The organism is Shewanella sp. M16 (assembly GCF_018224605.1).
GTDB lineage: Bacteria > Pseudomonadota > Gammaproteobacteria > Enterobacterales > Shewanellaceae > Shewanella > Shewanella oncorhynchi.
Genome location: NZ_JAGTUL010000002.1, coordinates 100,398 through 118,957 on the forward strand (window position 1 = coordinate 100,398; position 18,560 = coordinate 118,957).

Consider the following 18,560-nt stretch of genomic DNA (forward strand, 5'->3'; position numbering starts at 1 on the left):
GTTTTTTATGCAGATGATCACTTTTCATCGTTGAATATGGCCAGTTTCATTGATGATTGCTCGTTAGATGACATCGCCAGCTCTGACCAGCGAGTAATTTCATTGTCTTAATCAGCCCGCAGGTGAAATTCTCACTTATTTATGGTTAGCTGTATCCTATTAACAAGAATAAGAAACCTAAGGATGGAAGATGGAAAAATTGTTATTGGGATTAACGCTGATTTTTATCGTGACCTATCTTTGGTACGTCAGCCTAGTCAAAAAGCGCAATACCGCGCTCGAAGCCTTGTCGGGTATTGATGTACAGCTGACCAAGCGTGCCGACCTTGTGCCTAACATTCTAAAAATCGCTAAACGATTTATGGAGCATGAAAAGTCACTGCTCACTGAAATCACCGAATTGCGGACTCTGCTAAGCCATAATTACAACAAGGCCGACCCTAGCGCAGTTAAAGAACATTTAGTTCAGGCTGAGCGGTTGAACGACAAAATGAGTACCTTGATGGTGAATGTGGAGAACTATCCTGAGCTCAAGTCCGACAACACTATGTTGCAGGCGATGCAGACCTATAACGAGGTCGAAGCGCATATCTCAGCTGCGAGGCGTTTTTACAACTCGGCAGTTTCCGAGCTAAATACTGCGGTAGAAATCTTCCCCGGCTCGATTATCGCTTCTATGGCGAGTATTAAAGTGATGCCATTCTATGAGGTGAGCGAAGCGGCAAAAGCGCCCGTTGATGCGGCCGAATACTTGTAAGCTTAGCTGTGCAGGGTGAGTTATCACCCTGCAATACTATGACATCAATATGAGTATCATCACTTTTATTTTAGGTAGCCCGATTCGGACTTATCGAGGTCCTGTTGGTTTGTCTGCGGATTTGGACGAACTACCTCAACTCGAAGCGTATTACGAAGAACATATCGCGCCCATCAGTCGCAAATATGAAACTAAGCGTGTGGCTTGCCTTAAGGCGGCGCGTAAACGTTTGTATTTGAGTTTGATGATAGTGCTTGGGCTGAGCTTGCTCACCGTTATTGGCTACTACAGCGGTGGCGCTTATTTCCCGCCTTTGCCATTGCTTGCCTTAGTCGGATTATGCTGGTGGAGCTTTGCTCCGACTCGTGAGTTTAAGCATTTGGTTCAAAATGATATTTATCCGCTGATGTTTAAATATTTCGGCGATGATTTTATTTATAGCCGCGAAATGCGCCTCGACATGAATAGACTCGTTGCGGCTAAAGTATTGCCGCGATACGACAAAGTCAGCTTCGGTGACTATATACAAGGCTGCTATAAGGGCGTTGAGTTGGCGGTCAATGAGCTTACCCTGACCAAGAATGTACAAGTCGAAGAACTGGATGTCAGTACCAGCAGGCGCAGAACTGTGACCCGCACCGAAACCCAGTTTCGTGGCTTAGTGGTTGAGCTGAGTAGCCATAAAGCGTTTATGGGTCATACTGTTGTGCTGAGGGATCGCGGTGGTTTAGCCAATTTCCTGTCCGACAGCCATGCGGGACTGGTACGAGTCAAACTTGAAGATCCGCAATTTGAAAAAGAGTTCGACGTGTTTTCAACGGATCAAATCGAGTCACGCTATTTGCTCAATACGGCTTTTATGGAGCGCTTACAGGAGCTTGCCAAACATTTCGATGGCAATATTCAATGTGCATTTTTCCGCAATAAACTAACTTTGTTCCTACCGAATCGCAGAACGCATTTTCAAATGCAGTCCATTTTTCATGGCGCGACCTTTTCAGTAGAATTTAGTCAGATAAACCGAGAAATGAAGCAACTCTTTGCTATTATTGAAGTACTTAAACTTAATCAGTACACGGGACTTTGATGTTGCTTATTCGCTCAGCGCTTGCTCGTACACTGACTTTTGCAGCCTTTTCATTGCCCTGCAGATTTGAGGGGCTAGGCCTGTGCTTATTATTGATATCGAGTTTGATGATAAATGCAAATGCTGAGGAGGCGCGCGAAAAAGCTAAGCCGCGTATTGTGGCGCGGTACTCACAGAGCGGCATAGTGAGTAGTGAAGGTCTAGAAAAACTCAAAATTTATCAATACCAACAAGCTAATGGTGTCACCGTATTTACCGACAAAGCCCCCGCAAATAACCAGTATCAAATTTTGTTATATGACTGTTTTGCCTGTCGTCCCGATTCGACCATAGACTGGAATGGTATTCGGCTATTTACCGCTAATTATGATGCCTTGATCTCCCATGCAGCCCATAAGCATCAACTTGATCCCGCCTTAATCCGCGCTGTGATCCACGCGGAATCAGCCTTTAATGCGCGTGCACTTTCGCGAACTGGCGCCATGGGATTAATGCAATTGATGCCAGAAACAGCAAAAGAGATGGGTGTGGCAAATGCATTTTTGCCTGAAGAGAATATCTTAGGTGGCAGTAAGTATTTGGCACAAATGCTAAAACAGTTCAATGGTGATGTCGCATTGGCCTGCGCGGCTTACAATGCGGGGCCGACGACCGTGGTTCAGTACAATGGCATTCCGCCCTATCCTGAAACCCAAGCCTATGTTGAGCGTGTGAAAATTTTATTGAAGCGTTACCGCGAGCAGAAGGACGTTTAGCAACCGCATTGATAAGCTGAAATGAAGTGGCGAAAACCCAGAGATCATCGCCGCCATTCGAGTCGAAGACTACTCGCCGACTTCCCATTTTACGGTAATGTTACCGTCCACTTGTCCAAGTGTTTTACCCAAGTAATCCATTAATTCTGTTGCGATTTCGTCTAACTGCCAAGGTGGATTGATGATCCATAATCCTGCCGCTGTCATGCCAAATTCATCTGAATCGGGCTTAATGGCTTGTTCAATTCTCAGCTGACGTTTAATGCCACTGCTGGCGAGGCGCGATAACATACCTTCGGTCTGAGCACGATTTACGACTGGATACCACAGGATAAACACACCTGTAGCAAAACGCTTGTGCGCTTTTATCAGGGTTTCGGCCACATCTTGGTAGTCGGTTTTCATCTCGTAGCTAGGATCCACTAGCACCAGAGCACGACGCTCTAATGGTGGTACTGCGGCGATAAGGCCTTTTAGGCCATCACCTTTGATCACTTTAACTTGTCTGTCTTCGCAGAAATAATCATCCAATAACACGTAATCAGTGCTGTGCAGCTCGTGCAGCACCATGCGATCTTTAGGCCCTAGCTCCATGTCGATAATGGCGGGTGAACCTGGGTAGAAGTTGAGTTCGTCTGGATTTTCTTCATTAAAATGGCGCACGGCGGCGACATAGTCCTGCAGCGATTGTGGTAAGTCAGTTTTATCCCAAAGCTTAGCTACACCTTCGAGGTATTCACCTGTTTTCTGTGCAAATTCATCGCTTAAAGCATAACCACCCGCACCTGCGTGGGTATCGATATACACGAGTGGTTTGTCTTTCTTGTGCATCAGCTGCAAGGTTTGTAGCAAGATGGCGTGTTTCAACACATCGGCATAATTGCCAGCGTGATAACCATGGCGGTAACTTAACATGGGGTAATCCTAGTTATTTGCAAACATAGCAAAGAGAGGCAAATGCCAGTCGGCAATTATACCTGCGATGGTTCTAGGCGTAAATTTAATGCCTCAGTTGGCGCTCTTTTTATTGGCAAACCAATGTGTGGGGGTTTGCATTTGAAAGGTTTTCAGCCAGAGATTCGCTGGTGCGGGTTTACCGAATAAATAACCTTGAAATTGTTCGCATCCTAGCGCTGTGAGTTGCAATAACTGGGCTTCGGTTTCGATACCTTCGGCAATGACGTTGAGTTTTAAGCTCTTGGCTAACAGGATGGCGGCGTTAACAATTTGGGTATGGCGTTCACTAATGCCCATTTGACTGACAAAGTAACGGTCGATTTTAATTGTGTCGGCACTGATATCAATGAGCTGGCTTAATGAGGCATGGCCAGTACCAAAATCGTCAATGGCGATAGACACTCCCATACGAGCCAAGGTGTTTAAGCGTCGGCCTGTTTCTTTATGGGTTGAAAATACAGAGGTTTCAGTAATTTCAATTTCCAACAATGGGATGAGTTCAGGATGATTCATATAGGTTTGGATTAACACTTTAAAGAAGCGATCCGACAGAATATCTTGCCCAGATAAATTAAAGGCTATCCTAACCAGAGGCACATTCTTAGGCCAAGAACGTATCAGTTGTAGTAATTGCCTGAAGACTTTTATCGCAAAAATCGCCTGCAATTGAGATGACTCTATGATGGGGATAAAAGTGTTTGGCATGATCATAGTGCCGTCTTCATCAAACATTCTGGCTAGCGCTTCAAAGCTAGTAATGTGGCCATTGGCCATCACTTTAGGTTGCAGCCACATTTCAAGGCGGTTGTGTTTCAGCGCGTCACGGATTCTGGCTTTTTGCGATGAAGCTTCGAGCAGATTGTTAATCAAACCAATGTAATACACCATCACTGGGCTAGCTTGGGTGGTTTGTTTTATGGCAATTAAACATTGCTCCGCTGCTTGCTGCGGTGAGGCTTTATTACCTGAGCTGCAACCGACTCTGCACTCGAGATGATATTCAGTCTGTTGTTCTTGCTTAAGTTGTAGGTTTGTTGGAATACGCTCGCGTAATTGTAGCGCTAGGTTTTCAGGGGAGATAAGCGGCAGGCTAGTAAACTCGAGTGCAAACGATGCTCCTCTAAATCGGTATATTTTTGCGATATGACCAAAGCGATTTTTGAGTTCAATAGCAAAGGCTTTTAGGATGGCATCTCCGACGCTGATACCGAAAGCAGCATTAATTTGGCTAAGATTATCAATTTTGATTAAGGCTACGGTCATTTCCTGATGGATCAAGCTTGGCGCTGGGTTATACCAGTGATTTTCGTTGGGTAATCCTGTCACTAAATCATAGAAATGCGTGCTGATGTGGTGTTTTTTAAGGCGACTCAGCTCAATCGCATGGTTTGCCTGTTCTGTGACATCGTGGCAGTGAAATAACAAAGTATCATGGTGCTGTAATGAGGCTTTTTGCAGCAGATATTTAGTGCTGTTATTGTTTTTTAAATGGGTTGGAAACGAGGCCGCCAGTAAATTCGTGCTGGTATCTTCGGTAAGTTCAAAAATGTCACATAGGCGAGTGCGGTTTAGTGTGACTTCTCCAGCGATTTCCCTCGCGGCATTATTCAGGTTGAGAATGACTCCATCCTCATTGCAGAAGAAAGAGGCTGTACCATTATTTTCAAAGATTTCAGCATATTGATCTAATGTATGTTGCAGTGCATTTTGATGCTGAATCATTTGCTGCGCATGGATTTTCTGGGTTTTTAGCAGGCGCATTGCCGACAACGGGATACAGATATTAAAAAACATAAACAGCAAACCGTTTAGATAAGCGTGGGTCGCAGGTAGGCTGATATCAATATCGATAATGGGAGGCAGGTTTTGGTTACGCAGTAGCAGTAAAAAAGGCAATACGTTGAAACACATCATAATAAAAGCAACTTTTCTGCCAAACAAGAAAAGCGCCATCAAGGGCAAGGTATATAAGAAAGTAATACCTACCTGCGATAAGTTAAAGTCAGGGATAAACAGCAGCATAGATAAACAGGCTGCAATAACCATAGCCAGCAGGCTGATAGAGCTGACGAGTAAATATTTGCGCGTAAACCATAAAGACAGGAATAGTACGGTTAAAAAACTGACCGTAATGCTGATAATGAAAGTGAGGTTTAACTCATACGCAATTAAAGAGCTATGCAGCACTATGCTAGTGGTCAAGATGGCGCCACTGAGCAGAATAATCCGCAATAAGCTGGTTTTTAATATCGTTTTGTCAGGATTTAAAAAATCTTGCTCCCTGATAAACAAAAAACCTTTTAGCCATTGAAGCAAAAAAAGTCCTTATCCCGTACGGAAGTCATGCAGGTTGGCTGGGGACGTAACATATAACATAAATCACTAAACTGTTATACAAATAGATTTCTGCCTTTATAAATCAGTACATTACAGTGTGATGCTTGTTTGAATTATTAAGGGCGTACTGAGACAAATTGGCTAAGACAGTGATGAGCTTAGCGATGTGTTTTGCTTACTAGCATATTCATAAACGAGATTTTTAGGCATAATGGCCATCATTTTCGTTGGTTAGAAGACAGCCTGTGACCCCGATTTTTTTCAATCAGCAATACCCAACACTTGTGGATATTTGTGCACGTTGGCAACTCGTCTACGATGCGAATGCGACCTTCGAATTGCGTTTTGAATCAGATACTTTATCACTGCATAAACGCGATGAGCCTAAGCTCGATGGTATAGTGGTGGATTTTGTGACTGGCGCCGTCGCCCATAGACGTAAGTTCGGTGGCGGTCGCGGCCAATCTATCGCTAAAGCGGTGGGATTAAAGCAAGGGGTAACACCGAGTGTTGTCGATGGCACTGCGGGTTTAGGGCGTGATGCGTTTGTGCTCGCAAGCCTTGGTTGCACTGTAACTATGGTTGAACGTCATCCTGTGGTTGCCGCATTACTTGAAGATGGCTTACGCCGTGCTTATCAAGATGCTGAAATCGGTGATTGGATGCGTGAGCGGATGCGCCTATTTCATGGTTCTAGCCTAGAAGCACTATCGAAATTGGCACAAGAGGTGGATGTGGTTTACCTCGATCCTATGTACCCCCACCGTGATAAATCGGCCCTTGTTAAAAAAGAAATGCGTGTATTCCAATCCTTAGTCGGTGCCGATTTAGATGCCGATGGCTTACTCGCCCCAGCTTTAGCCTTAGCAACTAAACGTGTCGTCGTTAAGCGCCCTGACTATGCCGAAGATTTGGACGGGGTTAAGCCTAATACGGTTATTGAAACCAAGAAAAACCGTTTCGATGTCTATGTAAAAGCTGCGATGAAATAGCGAAGATTTTTCTCATCGCGAACATTGTATGCTTTCAGTGACAACGGCTTAGCTCATGTCGATATTTCAGTTTTATGGGCTATTTTCTTTTTTATACCCACTTGTGATTTTTTATATGAAACTCATTCCTCTGCTAAAACAGCCGCGTATTCACTGACTATTCTAATGTAAAACTTCTCATAACATTATGTTTCGTATTAATAATTTTGTTTATAAAGAGGATTTGCAATGCAGAAAAAGCATTGGTCAAAAGTTCAGTTATTGCACGAGGTGGTCACCAATCCCAATATTATAGTCAAAGGCCAACATAGCTATTACAGTGATTGCTGGGATGCTGGCTTTGAGGGATCAGCAGTGAGATATCTTCATGGTGATGAAGTGAGCCGTGAGTGGGAGCCTAAGTGGCCTATCGATAAACTTTATATCGGGAACTATGTGTGTATCGCCGCCGAAGTTGTGATCTTAATGGGCGGAAATCATACGCATAGAGCGGATTGGTTTTGTTTATATCCCTTTATGGATTTCATCGAGGAGGCCTATGTAGGTAAAGGCGATACTCATATTGGTGATGGGGCTTGGTTAGGCATGAGATGTATGTTGATGCCAGGGGTGACGATAGGTGAAGGTGCGGTTGTTGCCGCAAATAGTGTTGTCACCCAAAATATCGAACCCTACAGTATTGTGGCGGGATCACCCGCGAAATTAATCAAGTATCGGTTTGATAAAGACGTTATTACTGAGTTACTGGCGTTAAAAATCTACGATTGGCCTGCCGAAAAGTTTGAAAGCTTAAAGCGGTATTTGTGTTCGGCGGATTTTGACGCGCTCAGCAAAGCGATCACTCGCTATGACCAATCCGTACATCAAAGCAAATAACCGTTAGTCCCAAAGTGAAAGGTCGCGCTCAGTCGAGGCCTTTTACTTATCCTGCCTTAAATCTGCTTTTGGGCGCTTTCGCTAAGTCGACCAGTTCTTCGATGATCACCCGTAGCTTGGGTTGGAGGTAAGGGGTTTTAAGCCAAATCAGGTGGATAGGTGTGTCGTCACTGGCGAGTTCGTCCAGTACCGAGATAAGTTCACCAGTTTTAAGATAGTCCTCAACCAACCATATTGGCACTTGCGCTAAACCTACTCCCGCCAGTGTAGCGGCTAAAATGGCTTCGCAATCAGCGATTTCGTGGCGTACTGGAATATCATAGGCATCGATGATCCCATCCTCATTTTTAAGTAACCAGCGATGTTGCTGCCCAAGCGGCCAGCCGACAATGCATTGGTGCTGGCTGAGATCTTCTTTGCCTTGTGGAGTGCCAAGTCGAGCGAAATAGGCGGGAGATGCGCAGATCACTCGGCGTTGTTCTCCTAATCTACGGGCGACTAAATCCACAGTGTCGCCGAGTTGTCCGACACGCACCGCCAAATCAATGCCGTCACTAAACAAATCGGTCGCTCTATCGTTAAAGGTAATGGATAACTCAAGCTTGGGATATTTTTGCGACAGTGCTAATAGGGTTGGCAGTATATATCGCCGCCCAAACGTCACGGGTAAATCCACTCGCACTCGACCTGAGGGAATTTGCTGTTCGCTGCCGAGTCGGCTCTGTGCATTGTCTAGGATTGCCATGGCATTTTGGCAATCTGTGAGATACGAATCGCCATCATTGGTTAAGCTCACACGCCTTGTGGTGCGGTGCAGCAGCTTAGTGCCTAAGCGGGTTTCTAATCGCACTATGCTTTTACTGAGCGCCGAACCTGTCATGCCTAACGCCTGCGCCGCTAAGGTAAAACTGCCGAGCTGGGCAACAGTGACGAAATGGCGTATCTCAACAAATTGATTATTTATCACGGCAATTAATTCCTTGAAGGACTCAGTGATGGTCATTTTAGTGACTTAATCATGGAAAGTGAATCGCGTAAGCTACTACCACAGTATGAAAATGAGCGTTAACGTACAAGCGAACGTCATTTTGTAATTGATTAAAAAGGTTTTTCTATACAATCAACCTTAACCCCCTATTGAGTGAGCTAACTATGAAATCGTCAAATAATCTGCAAGGTAAAGTGGCTTTTGTACAAGGTGGCAGCCGTGGTATCGGTGCTGCCATCGTTAAAAGATTGGCGAGTGACGGCGCAGCGGTTGCCTTTACCTATGTGTCATCTGAGGCCCAATCACAATTGCTAGTTGACGACGTTATCACCCATGGTGGTCAAGCCATTGCCATTAAGGCCGACAGCACAGAGCCGGAGGCGATCCGTCGTGCCATCCGCGAGACCAAAGCGCATTTCGGTCGATTAGATATAGTAGTCAATAATGCGGGCACGCTGATTTGGGATAGCATCGAGAATCTGACGCTAGAAGACTGGGAGCGAACAATTAACACTAATGTGCGCAGTGTGTTTGTGGCCAGTCAAGAAGCTGCGCTGCACATGAATGATGGCGGCCGCATCATCAATATCGGTAGCACGAACGCTGAGCGTATTCCGTTTGTAGGTGGTGCGATTTACGGCATGAGTAAATCGGCCTTAGTCGGTTTAGCCAAAGGACTCGCGCGGGATTTAGGCCCTCGAGCTATTACGGTGAACAATATTCAGCCTGGACCTGTGGATACCGATATGAACCCTGATAACGGTGATTCATCTGAGCCCGTTAAGGCGATGGGCGCCTTGGGTCGTTATGGTAAAGCCGAAGAGATCGCCAGCTTTGTCGCCTTTATCGCGGGTCCAGAAGCGGGCTATATCACTGGTGCGAGTTTGATGATTGATGGTGGGTTTTCTGCATAAGCTTTGTCTGTATTTATCTTTTAGGCAAAAAGTTTGATTCCAGTCATTAATAAGCCTGCACAAGAGTCACTCTGGCGGGCCTTGCTTAAGTTGTGGCTAGTTATTTCAGAATCAATATGTTAGAGCATAAAAACTCGTTGAGTATGATGGTAAGAACTTAGGTCGTTGTTACTCAAATTATCTGTCAGCAAAGCGCGGTTTTATTGAAATGGTGGACTATGGCTTGAGTCAGGCAAGGCAAAATAATTTGCTTGTTGATGAACTATTGTTACAATCCGCCGGTCTTATCTTCAGCTATCTGTTGAAAGACACTCATTTTTTATCTTTATTATCAAAGAATAAGACGAAGGGAAATCCAAATTTCTAAGTTATCGACTAAGCAAACAGGCAACCTATGGGGCGTGATGGTGTTTACCATTCTGACCTTGTTCTGTTTGACTCAAAATAGTGGAATACTTAACTTGTTGCTCAAGGAGTCGAGCGCGCAAGCGATGTCGGCTACGTCTTTTTCTGGTGCTGGTTTTAGCGCCAACTCAGCTTTAAACGCCAGTTCAGCTTCAAACAATATGGCTAGCCACGCCGATGCTCAAGCGGCGGGTACTGAGCTGGTCAAAAGTGAACCTAAAAAATGTGAATTGTCTGAGAAATCGATCCGAACCTGTATCGACACTCCGAGTACCATCCCATTTCTTATCCTGCTGTTCCTACTGCCGTTACTTCCCCGCGCCTCCCGCGTGATAACACTGTTACCCATACAAGGTTATCAAGCTAAACCTAGGCGAATACATCTCACACATTGTCGCTTTCAAGAATAAAAACTTATTTATCAATTTGATAGGTGGGTTTGTTTAGGCATGCTTTCTCTCAGTCAATATTTGACTTTTCTCGCCAGTTTGCCGGTAGAAAAGAAAGTTAAGCGGCTGCAGAACATCCAATTTTACACATCACACCTCCCTATCTGACTGCTTGAACTTAAGCCTTCTATCACGCTGATGTTTCTTAAGCCATTACGATATTGGTAACCAGAACATAGCGTTAGCCTATATTTATATGGCCTAGAAGCAAGGTAAGCATGCACGCAGCATCACAGAGTCTTGTTTAACTTAGCTTGGTCTAACAGCGCTTAAGTATTGCAATGGCAAATGCTGACGATAAATCGAAGAGATTAATATGCAATTGAATAACAAACAGTTAATGCATATTTTGGGGACAAAATGAGTACATTAAAATCCATGTTAACCAGATTCTGGATACTCGCCTTGATAGTGACGAGCCCGTCGCTAATGGCCGCATCGACGGGGTGGTTGGTTAATGATAATCACCCGCCAGCCAAAGTGCGTTTTATGCTGACGGGTGAAGTTGATACCGCAACGAATACTTTGCCTGCTGTGCTTGAAGTACAACTTGAGGGCGATTGGAAAACCTATTGGCGCAGTCCTGGGGAAGGCGGTATCGCACCGACGATAAAATGGGATGGCTCACGCAATCTACAGCAAGTGGATTGGAGATGGCCTGCGCCAGAGGAATTCTCATTATTGGGATTACAAACCTTTGGTTATAAAGGTAATACTACCTTTCCATTAACCCTAAAAGTTGATGATATCGCTGCGCCAACTCAGCTGCGCGGCAAAGTGACCTTGTCGACCTGTACCACCATCTGTGTTCTGACGGATTATCAGATTAGTCTCGACTTCACGCCTAATGCGCTGCAAGCGGATACCGATGCCATGTTGGCTTACAACAAAGCCGTGTCGCTTGTGCCGCAAAAAGTGTTGACCCAAGAGGGCCAAAATCCTGCGATGACAATGGGTTGGGATGCCACCAAAGGTCAACTTGAAGTCAGACTCAATGATGCCAATTGGCAGCAACCCACAGTGATTATCGATGGCGAGCCAGATACCACATTTAAGCTAGTGAGCTTAAAACCGAGTGAAAGCGATGTTAACGGCAAGCAATTGGTCGGTATTTTTAGCGGTAAAAGTTGGCTGGGCGAGCCTGAAGTTTTGGGTAAATCGCTGAACATGACTGTCGCCGATAGCGAGCGGGCGTTGGAATACAGCGCCGAAGTTAAGCCTGTGGTGATTACCCAAGAAAGCACCTCGATATTTGGCATGATTTTGTTAGCGCTTATCGGTGGTTTGATCTTAAACGTCATGCCTTGCGTGTTACCAGTACTCGGCATGAAGCTCAGTTCAGTGGTTGCTGCGCCTGATCTTAAGCGTAATCAAATCCGTCAACAGTTCATCGCATCAGCGCTGGGGATATTGGCCTCATTTTGGTTACTGGCTGGCTTTATCTTAATGCTTAAGCTCACGGGTCAAGCGATTGGTTGGGGCGTGCAGTTCCAAAATCCTTGGTTTATCGGCTTTATGGCGCTGGTGACCACAGTGTTTGCCTTCAATATGTTAGGTGTATTTGAGATTAACTTACCCTCTAACGTGCAAACCAAGTTAGCGACAACGGGCGGCAATAATAACAGCGGGCACTTTTTACAGGGCATGTTTGCGACGCTACTGGCGACGCCGTGCAGTGCACCATTTTTGGGTACTGCAGTCGCCTTCGCCTTGGGCGCCGATGTACTGAGCTTGTTTGCCATCTTCACTGCGTTGGCCGTGGGTATGGCGTTCCCTTGGTTGATTGTGGCGGCATTTCCGCAAGTGGCGGGTTATTTCCCTAAACCCGGTCGCTGGATGAACACAGTCAAAGTGTTTTTCTCCGGCATGTTACTACTCACCAGTTTGTGGCTCATTAGCCTGTTGTCCAGCTTCATTGATACAATCTACCTGTGGCCATTAGCTGGCATTATTACACTGATATTTATGGTGTTTATTGCTAAAAAATATGGCGCGATTGCCATTGTGAGCTGCTTAGGTATCGGTATTTTACTGTCGGCAATCATCGCCTTTATGACGGTGAACCAGTGGGCTAAACCTTTACCTGCGGATCTTGCTTGGACGCCATTGGATCAAGCATTGATTAATCAGCAGGTCGCCCAGGGCAAGACAGTATTTGTCGATGTCACTGCCGATTGGTGCATTACCTGTAAGGCCAATAAAGTTGGCGTGATCTTGCAAGACCCTGTTTATAGCCTGTTGCAACAGCCGCATATTTTGCCGATGAAGGGCGATTGGACTACGCCTTCTGAGCCCATTACTCACTACCTGCAAAGCCATCATCGTTTTGGGGTGCCATTCAACGTGGTTTACGGCCCGGGTGCACCGCAGGGGATTGAGCTGCCGGAAATTCTATCGACTGACCTTGTGCTCGCTGCGATTGAGCAGGCCTCAGCGTCCCTTGAAAAGTCATCCGTAGCGGCAGAGAAATAACGCTAACGAACAGCCATTCACTCGGACATGTCATTCGGCAATATCACTGGCGAGTCTCATTCAATAGCGAGTCGAGTGGCACTCAACAAATACTCAGGTCAGGGATAACTCTGACTTAAGACAATGGAAATCGATTATGAAACAGACAATTGAAGCACAAAACATCACTGAATCAATGCAGAATACTCAAGTCATCGGAGGCACTAAGATGTCGAAATTTAGCTCTTTATTCAAACATCGCAAGTTGCAGATGTTTGCTGTCTCGGGTGTCGCCATGGCAATGCTGGTGGTTTCCTTGCCTTCGGTGAGCACCATGGCCTATGCCAAAGACAGCAGTTTATCGGCGGCCCAGCAGCAAGAGGTGCGAGCGATTCTTAAAGATGCCTTGATCAATGATCCTGACCTAATGAGAGAAGCAATTATTGCGTGGCAAGCAAGGGAGCAAGAGGGGGCCAATACCGCCATGCAAACGAGCCTAGTGACCCATCATAAAGCCATGTATGAGACCAAAAGCGATCCGTGGAAGGGCTCTGCGACACCTGAGATTGAGATGGTGTATTTCACCGATTTTAACTGCCCATACTGCAAGAAAATCGAGCCTTCGCTGAACCAGCTGATTGAAGAATTTCCGCAGTTAAAAATCATAGTTAAAATGGTGCCGCTGCAGGGCGAAGGCTCCAAAATGGCAGTCGATTTTGCCCAAACGGTTTGGTTAAACGAGCCTGAAAAGTATCTCAAGGTGAAGGATATGTTGATGTCGAGTCCGCGTGGACTCGATGCCGCCGCCATCGCTAAGGTCGCTAAACTGACGGCAACCGAGCGTTGGGTTGGCAACACAGATGAGCGCGTGGCTAAAATGGTCGATGACAATGTTAATTTAATGAATGAGTTAGGCATAGGTGGCACTCCAAGTATGATAGTGGCCGATACGCTTATTCCCGGATTAGTGCCTTACGAAGTGTTAAAAGAGCAGCTTGAAGCCGCGATTGCCGCTAAAGATAAGACGCAGAAGAGCAGTTAAGATGCCGCCAAAGGAAACTGAAAATATGAGCGCCGAACAGGTTTCGACATCTTTATCTAAACGCATATTGGGCTGGATTAAGCAGCTGGCACTTTGGCTGCTCATTGCTCTTATCGTGACCAGCGTGATGGACATCTGGCGCGGCAAAGATATCCCGCGGGATAATTTGCCGCAGCTCCAAGGGACGACTTTGGCTGGGGAAGCGCTTGATATTGCCAAGTTAAGCCAAGATCAGGCGGTATTGGTATACTTTTGGGGCACTTGGTGCCTTGTGTGTAATTTTGTCAGCCCGGCAGTCAATCAAATGTCGGCCTATTACCCCGTGGTGACGGTTGCCATGAATTCGGGGGAGGATGAGAAACTGAGAAAATATCTTCAGTATCAAGGCTATGGCTTTGACACTATTAACGATAGTGACAGCAAGATTGCCCGTGATTGGTCATTGCAGGCGACGCCAACCATTATGATCTTTAAAGAGGGTGAGCTAAAACACTATACGACAGGCTTTACTAGCCTACCCGGTATGTGGTGGCGAATGATGTTCACTTAGAAGTGATGCTTCAGGGGCTGTTTTAGGAGAGAAAAAAAGCGCTAATCTTGGTTAGCGCTTTTGTATTATCAACTTATTTCAGGACTAGACTACTAGCTGAAAGCTTAGGGTTTACCTCACTAAAGTGAGTAGTGGTGCCTGACTCACAACTTGGAAGTCGAGCGCCATAGTCACACTGAGCGCCGTAATAGTGATGATTGAAAAACCAAACACTTGGCGAGCCCAGCGGTGCATGTCGATGCCGTGGCGATAACCTTTTAATGCCATGGCAAGCCACCACAGGCTAGTGGCACAGGTGACTGCCATAAAGGCGATACCTGTGTAACCCGCGAGTGGTAACAGCGCACTGACTAAGGCGAACACAGCAATATAAAGCACGATATGCAGTTTTGCCTTGGTCATGCCTTCTGCAACCGGCAGTACTGGAATATTGGCTGCCGCATAGTCATTAAAACGGAAAATCGCGATGGCATAGGAATGCGGCATCTGCCATAGACTGAACATCAACAGCAAAATAGCTGCGCCCATGTCCATTTGCCCTGTCACACTGCAATAGCCAACCACGGGCGGTACTGCGCCCGAGAAGCTGCCAACTAAAGTGCCATACACTGAGTTACGTTTCATGTAGAGGCTATAAACCCCCACATAAACGATGTAACCAATAACGGCAAATAGCAGGGCTAATGCATTGGTAAACAAGGCTAAGATGCTAAAGCCCAACACGCCTAAGGCGAGTCCAAACGCGAGTACGTTACCCACGGCAATTTCGCCCGTGACGGTCACGCGTTTGCAGGTTCGCTGCATCTTGGCGTCGATATCACGGTCAATACAGTTATTGACAGCGCAGCCCGAGGCTACAACTAAGGACAATCCCACTAAGCTCGCCAGCATCAAGACCAAATTTACGTCGCCTTTGGCGGCTAATAAAAAACCGCCAGCAACGGAAATCAGATTCCCGAAAATGATGCCAGGCTTAGTAACCTGCACATACCCTTTGAAGCGTGCTTTCCATTGCGGTGACATAAATCTGTCTTGTGTTTGCATAGACTGTTTCTCGTTACATCATCAAAGCGTTGGCTTCGAGTATGATCCACACCGACAAGCCGACGACCATGACAATAATCAGGGCGGTAAACAGGAAGGAGAAGGTGTTCACTTTGCCTTCTTTCGAGAAATCTAAGTGCAAGAAGTACTTAAGATGTACCACTATCTGCACTATCGCCATCACTAGCACTAAGCTAAGGGTGGTCGCTTTCTCGAAGTGATGGGTCATTACCGCCCAAAATGGAATGGCAGTTAATACCACTGACAGCACAAAGCCCATTAGATATGACTTAATGCTCGCGGCCAGATCGTCAGTGCCATGGCTAGGCTTATCAGTATGACTATGTGCGCTCATTACAGTGCTCCCAATAAATACACGACCGTGAATACACAAATCCACACTATGTCGAGGAAATGCCAGAACAGGCTTAAGCAGCTCAGGCGGGTGATGCTGCGATGACCTAAACCGGTTTTCGCCACTTCAATCATCATGATCGCCATCCAAATCAGACCTGCGGTCACGTGCAAGCCGTGCATACCTACCAGAGTGAAGAAGGACGACAGGAAAGCGCTGCGCTGTGGGCCATTGCCATGTTCAATCAGGTGATGGAACTCATAGACTTCCATCCCGATAAACACACAACCGAGGGCGAAGGTGACGAGTAACCAAGCCAAGGTCGCGGCTTTGTTATGGCGTTTAGCAAAAATCAGCGCCATGCCATAGGTAATACTACTGACGAGCAGGGCGGCAGTTTCGATCAGCACAAAGTCCAATTCGAAAATGTCTTTACCCGAAACGCCACCGTCCGTGTTCATGTAGAGCACAGCATAGGTTGCGAAAACCGAGGCAAACAAAATGCAGTCTGTCATCAGGTAAATCCAAAAACCAAACAGAGTGTTGCCACTCGTATCATGGTGTTCGTGATGATCTTCTGCGTGAGCTACTTCTAAATCTGCTGGGATTGCAATACTCATATCAGCCCCTTACTACATTGTTTAAGTGGGCATTTTCAATGCGAGCCACTTCATCGGGTTGCACGTAATAGTCGACGTCATTGTTATAGGCACGGAATAAGAACACGATAAACGCGCCCACTAAGCCCACAATGGCTAACCACAGAATGTGCCAAATAGCGGCAAAACCCGCGGCAGTGATCCCCAGCGCCATTAAGATACCGCTTGAGGTATTTTTCGGCATATGGATTGGCTGATAGTGTTTGAGGCCTTGATAAGCCAAGCCTTTTTCTTTCGCATCGGTAAAGGCATCGATATCATCAACCTGTGGCAGCTTAGCGAAGTTATAGAACTGTGGTGGTGAAGCGGTTGACCACTCTAAAGTATGGCCATTCCATGGATCGCCCGTAGTATCGCGGTTTTGGTCGCGGTCACGGATACTCACGTACAGTTGGATAAACTGCAGAATGATACCGACCATGATGATGCAAGCACCCACAGCGGCTAAGTAGATCCACAGGTTCCATGCTGGGTTATCCGTATGGCTAATTCTGCGCGTCATACCCATAAAGCCTAATACGTACAGCGGCATAAAGGCCACGTAGAAACCGATTTGCCAGCACCAGAATGACGCTTTACCTAAACGTTCATTCAAGTGGAAACCTGTCGCTTTAGGGAACCAGTAAGCAAAGCCTGCTAAGTAACCAAATACCGCACCACCAATAATAGTGTTATGGAAATGCGCGATTAAAAACAAACTGTTATGTAGTACGTAATCGGCTCCCGGTAAGGCTAATAGCACACCGGTCATACCGCCTATGGTGAAAGTCACCATAAAGCCTAGTGTCCACAACACAGGTACAGTTAACCGTAGGCGGCCACGGTAGATAGTGAACAACCAGTTAAACAGTTTTACCCCGGTTGGAACGGCAATCACCATAGTCATCACCCCGAAGAAGGCGTTGACGTTGGCACTGGAGCCCATAGTGAAGAAGTGGTGTAACCAAACGATGAAACCTAAAATTGAAATCGCACCGCTCGCCAACACCATAGAGGTGTAACCGAACAAACGCTTAGCCGTAAAGGTTGAGATCACCTCGGAGAAAATACCAAAAGCAGGCAAAATCAGGATGTACACTTCAGGATGTCCCCACGCCCAAAATAGGTTGATATACATCATGGCGTTACCGCCACCGTCATTGGTGAAAAAGTGGAAATCCATGTAACGGTCGAGCGTTAACATGGCTAACACGGCGGTTAAGATTGGGAATGACGCGACGATCAAAATGTTCGCCCAAGTACAAGTCCAAGTGAAGATTGGCATTTGCATCAGCTTCATGCCGGGGGCGCGCATCTTAAGTACGGTGGCGATAAAGTTCACCCCGGTTAAGGTTGTTCCTATGCCTGAAATTTGCAGTGCCCAGATATAGTAATCGACTCCAACCCCCGGACTGTAAGCCAGCTCTGAGAGGGGGGGATACGCCACCCAACCTGTCTTAGCAAATTCACCTAAACCCAATGAAATATTGATCAGCACAGCGCCAGAGGCGGTCAGCCAGAAACTGAGGTTGTTCAAGAAGGGGAAGGCAACGTCGCGGGCGCCAATCTGCAGCGGCACGACTAAGTTCATTAGGCCTATCATAAATGGCATCGCCATAAAGATAATCATGATCACGCCGTGGGCGGTGAAGATCTGGTCGTAATGTTCTGGCGGCAGATAACCTGCGGCGCCGTTGGTGGCGAGTGCTTGCTGGGTACGCATCATAATGGCATCGGAGAAGCCACGAATGAGCATCACCAAAGCCAACACTATGTACATGATACCGAGGCGTTTATGGTCAACTGAGGTTAACCAATTATTCCAGAGTACGCTCCATTTTTTGTGTTTAGTGATCAAGGCTGCGATATACAAACCTACCACTGCGACGACCGCTAGGGTCACCATGATGATGGGCTCGTGATACGGAATCGCATCTAAGCTTAATTTACCGAGAAATGACAT

General features: G+C 46.3%; 17 protein-coding genes. 10 read left to right on the top strand and 7 right to left on the bottom strand.

Annotated features, from left to right (window positions below; all coding sequences use genetic code 11):
- Positions 1-190: 190 nt before the first annotated feature.
- From KFE26_RS01790 to KFE26_RS01800, 3 genes are read left to right on the top strand one after another with little or no spacing between them, the layout of a single operon-like run.
- Positions 191-757, top strand: coding sequence for a LemA family protein (locus tag KFE26_RS01790; protein ID WP_105250697.1), 567 nt, complete (start codon positions 191-193; stop codon positions 755-757).
- A gap of 49 nt (positions 758-806) precedes the next feature.
- Complete coding sequence (locus tag KFE26_RS01795) at positions 807-1,844, top strand: DUF3137 domain-containing protein (protein ID WP_212599478.1); 1,038 nt, start codon at positions 807-809, stop codon at positions 1,842-1,844.
- Positions 1,844-2,599: a lytic transglycosylase domain-containing protein gene (locus KFE26_RS01800; protein WP_212599479.1), complete on the top strand. Its 756-nt coding sequence runs from the start codon at positions 1,844-1,846 to the stop codon at positions 2,597-2,599. The genes KFE26_RS01795 and KFE26_RS01800 overlap by 1 nt, the downstream gene beginning before the upstream one ends.
- A gap of 69 nt (positions 2,600-2,668) precedes the next feature.
- Here the strand turns inward: KFE26_RS01800 and KFE26_RS01805 are convergent, their stop codons facing one another.
- Entirely contained in the window at positions 2,669-3,514 is an 846-nt protein-coding gene (locus KFE26_RS01805) for a 23S rRNA (adenine(2030)-N(6))-methyltransferase RlmJ (RefSeq protein WP_212599480.1), read from the bottom strand.
- Positions 3,515-3,607: 93 nt separating this feature from the next.
- Complete coding sequence (locus KFE26_RS01810; RefSeq protein ID WP_173497835.1) at positions 3,608-5,872, bottom strand: bifunctional diguanylate cyclase/phosphodiesterase; 2,265 nt, start codon at positions 5,870-5,872, stop codon at positions 3,608-3,610.
- Positions 5,873-6,138: 266 nt separating this feature from the next.
- On the opposite strand from KFE26_RS01810, the gene KFE26_RS01815 reads away from it, so the two are divergent.
- Together KFE26_RS01815 and KFE26_RS01820 are read left to right on the top strand one after the other, a co-directional pair.
- Entirely contained in the window at positions 6,139-6,885 is a 747-nt protein-coding gene (locus KFE26_RS01815) for a class I SAM-dependent methyltransferase (RefSeq protein WP_107949945.1), read from the top strand.
- A 228-nt stretch (positions 6,886-7,113) separates the two neighbouring features.
- Entirely contained in the window at positions 7,114-7,761 is a 648-nt protein-coding gene (locus KFE26_RS01820; protein ID WP_012588864.1) for a CatB-related O-acetyltransferase, read from the top strand.
- 46 nt (positions 7,762-7,807) lie between these two features.
- Here the strand turns inward: KFE26_RS01820 and KFE26_RS01825 are convergent, their stop codons facing one another.
- Positions 7,808-8,728 (bottom strand): LysR family transcriptional regulator, encoded by a 921-nt coding sequence (locus KFE26_RS01825; protein ID WP_212599481.1) that lies wholly within the window; start codon positions 8,726-8,728, stop codon positions 7,808-7,810.
- A 185-nt stretch (positions 8,729-8,913) separates the two neighbouring features.
- On the opposite strand from KFE26_RS01825, the gene KFE26_RS01830 reads away from it, so the two are divergent.
- The 5 genes from KFE26_RS01830 (at position 8,914) to KFE26_RS01850 (ending at position 14,560) form a co-directional block, all read left to right on the top strand.
- Complete coding sequence (locus KFE26_RS01830) at positions 8,914-9,663, top strand: 3-oxoacyl-ACP reductase family protein (RefSeq protein ID WP_212599482.1); 750 nt, start codon at positions 8,914-8,916, stop codon at positions 9,661-9,663.
- Between the two features lie 404 nt (positions 9,664-10,067).
- Positions 10,068-10,478, top strand: coding sequence for a hypothetical protein (locus KFE26_RS01835; protein WP_212599483.1), 411 nt, complete (start codon positions 10,068-10,070; stop codon positions 10,476-10,478).
- Between the two features lie 399 nt (positions 10,479-10,877).
- The gene (locus KFE26_RS01840; protein ID WP_212599484.1) at positions 10,878-12,989 is read left to right on the top strand and encodes a protein-disulfide reductase DsbD; all 2,112 of its coding nucleotides are present in this window, start codon (positions 10,878-10,880) and stop codon (positions 12,987-12,989) included.
- Between the two features lie 136 nt (positions 12,990-13,125).
- Positions 13,126-14,010, top strand: coding sequence for a DsbA family protein (locus KFE26_RS01845; protein ID WP_198572442.1), 885 nt, complete (start codon positions 13,126-13,128; stop codon positions 14,008-14,010).
- Between the two features lie 25 nt (positions 14,011-14,035).
- Positions 14,036-14,560, top strand: a complete 525-nt coding sequence (locus KFE26_RS01850) for a protein disulfide oxidoreductase (protein ID WP_212599485.1) — start codon at positions 14,036-14,038, stop codon at positions 14,558-14,560.
- Positions 14,561-14,671: 111 nt separating this feature from the next.
- Here KFE26_RS01850 and cyoE read toward each other — a convergent pair whose 3' ends face one another.
- The 4 genes from cyoE to cyoB are packed head-to-tail and all read right to left on the bottom strand — an operon-like array spanning position 14,672 to position 18,560.
- Positions 14,672-15,604: a heme o synthase gene (gene cyoE / locus KFE26_RS01855; protein WP_198572440.1), complete on the bottom strand. Its 933-nt coding sequence runs from the start codon at positions 15,602-15,604 to the stop codon at positions 14,672-14,674.
- A gap of 13 nt (positions 15,605-15,617) precedes the next feature.
- Positions 15,618-15,959, bottom strand: coding sequence for a cytochrome o ubiquinol oxidase subunit IV (gene cyoD / locus KFE26_RS01860; protein WP_011787512.1), 342 nt, complete (start codon positions 15,957-15,959; stop codon positions 15,618-15,620).
- Positions 15,959-16,579 carry a cytochrome o ubiquinol oxidase subunit III gene (gene cyoC / locus KFE26_RS01865; RefSeq protein WP_011787513.1) on the bottom strand — a complete coding sequence of 207 codons (621 nt, stop codon included), beginning with the start codon at positions 16,577-16,579 and terminating at the stop codon, positions 15,959-15,961. Before cyoC ends, cyoD begins: the two co-directional genes overlap by 1 nt.
- Position 16,580: 1 nt before the next feature.
- Positions 16,581-18,560: a cytochrome o ubiquinol oxidase subunit I gene (gene cyoB, locus KFE26_RS01870; protein ID WP_212599486.1), complete on the bottom strand. Its 1,980-nt coding sequence runs from the start codon at positions 18,558-18,560 to the stop codon at positions 16,581-16,583.

Bases quoted from the DNA above. Each gene is read 5' to 3' on its own strand.
- KFE26_RS01790 (WP_105250697.1), top strand. From the start codon at position 191: ATGGAAAAATTGTTATTGGGATTAACGCTGATTTTTATCGTGACCTAT.
- KFE26_RS01795 (WP_212599478.1), top strand. From the start codon at position 807: ATGAGTATCATCACTTTTATTTTAGGTAGCCCGATTCGGACTTATCGA.
- KFE26_RS01800 (WP_212599479.1), top strand. From the start codon at position 1,844: ATGTTGCTTATTCGCTCAGCGCTTGCTCGTACACTGACTTTTGCAGCC.
- KFE26_RS01805 (WP_212599480.1), bottom strand. From the start codon at position 3,514: ATGTTAAGTTACCGCCATGGTTATCACGCTGGCAATTATGCCGATGTG.
- KFE26_RS01820 (WP_012588864.1), top strand. From the start codon at position 7,114: ATGCAGAAAAAGCATTGGTCAAAAGTTCAGTTATTGCACGAGGTGGTC.
- KFE26_RS01830 (WP_212599482.1), top strand. From the start codon at position 8,914: ATGAAATCGTCAAATAATCTGCAAGGTAAAGTGGCTTTTGTACAAGGT.
- KFE26_RS01835 (WP_212599483.1), top strand. From the start codon at position 10,068: ATGGTGTTTACCATTCTGACCTTGTTCTGTTTGACTCAAAATAGTGGA.
- KFE26_RS01840 (WP_212599484.1), top strand. From the start codon at position 10,878: ATGAGTACATTAAAATCCATGTTAACCAGATTCTGGATACTCGCCTTG.
- KFE26_RS01845 (WP_198572442.1), top strand. From the start codon at position 13,126: ATGAAACAGACAATTGAAGCACAAAACATCACTGAATCAATGCAGAAT.
- KFE26_RS01850 (WP_212599485.1), top strand. From the start codon at position 14,036: ATGAGCGCCGAACAGGTTTCGACATCTTTATCTAAACGCATATTGGGC.
- cyoE (WP_198572440.1), bottom strand. From the start codon at position 15,604: ATGCAAACACAAGACAGATTTATGTCACCGCAATGGAAAGCACGCTTC.
- cyoD (WP_011787512.1), bottom strand. From the start codon at position 15,959: ATGAGCGCACATAGTCATACTGATAAGCCTAGCCATGGCACTGACGAT.
- cyoC (WP_011787513.1), bottom strand. From the start codon at position 16,579: ATGAGTATTGCAATCCCAGCAGATTTAGAAGTAGCTCACGCAGAAGAT.
- cyoB (WP_212599486.1), bottom strand. From the start codon at position 18,560: ATGTCATTTCTCGGTAAATTAAGCTTAGATGCGATTCCGTATCACGAG.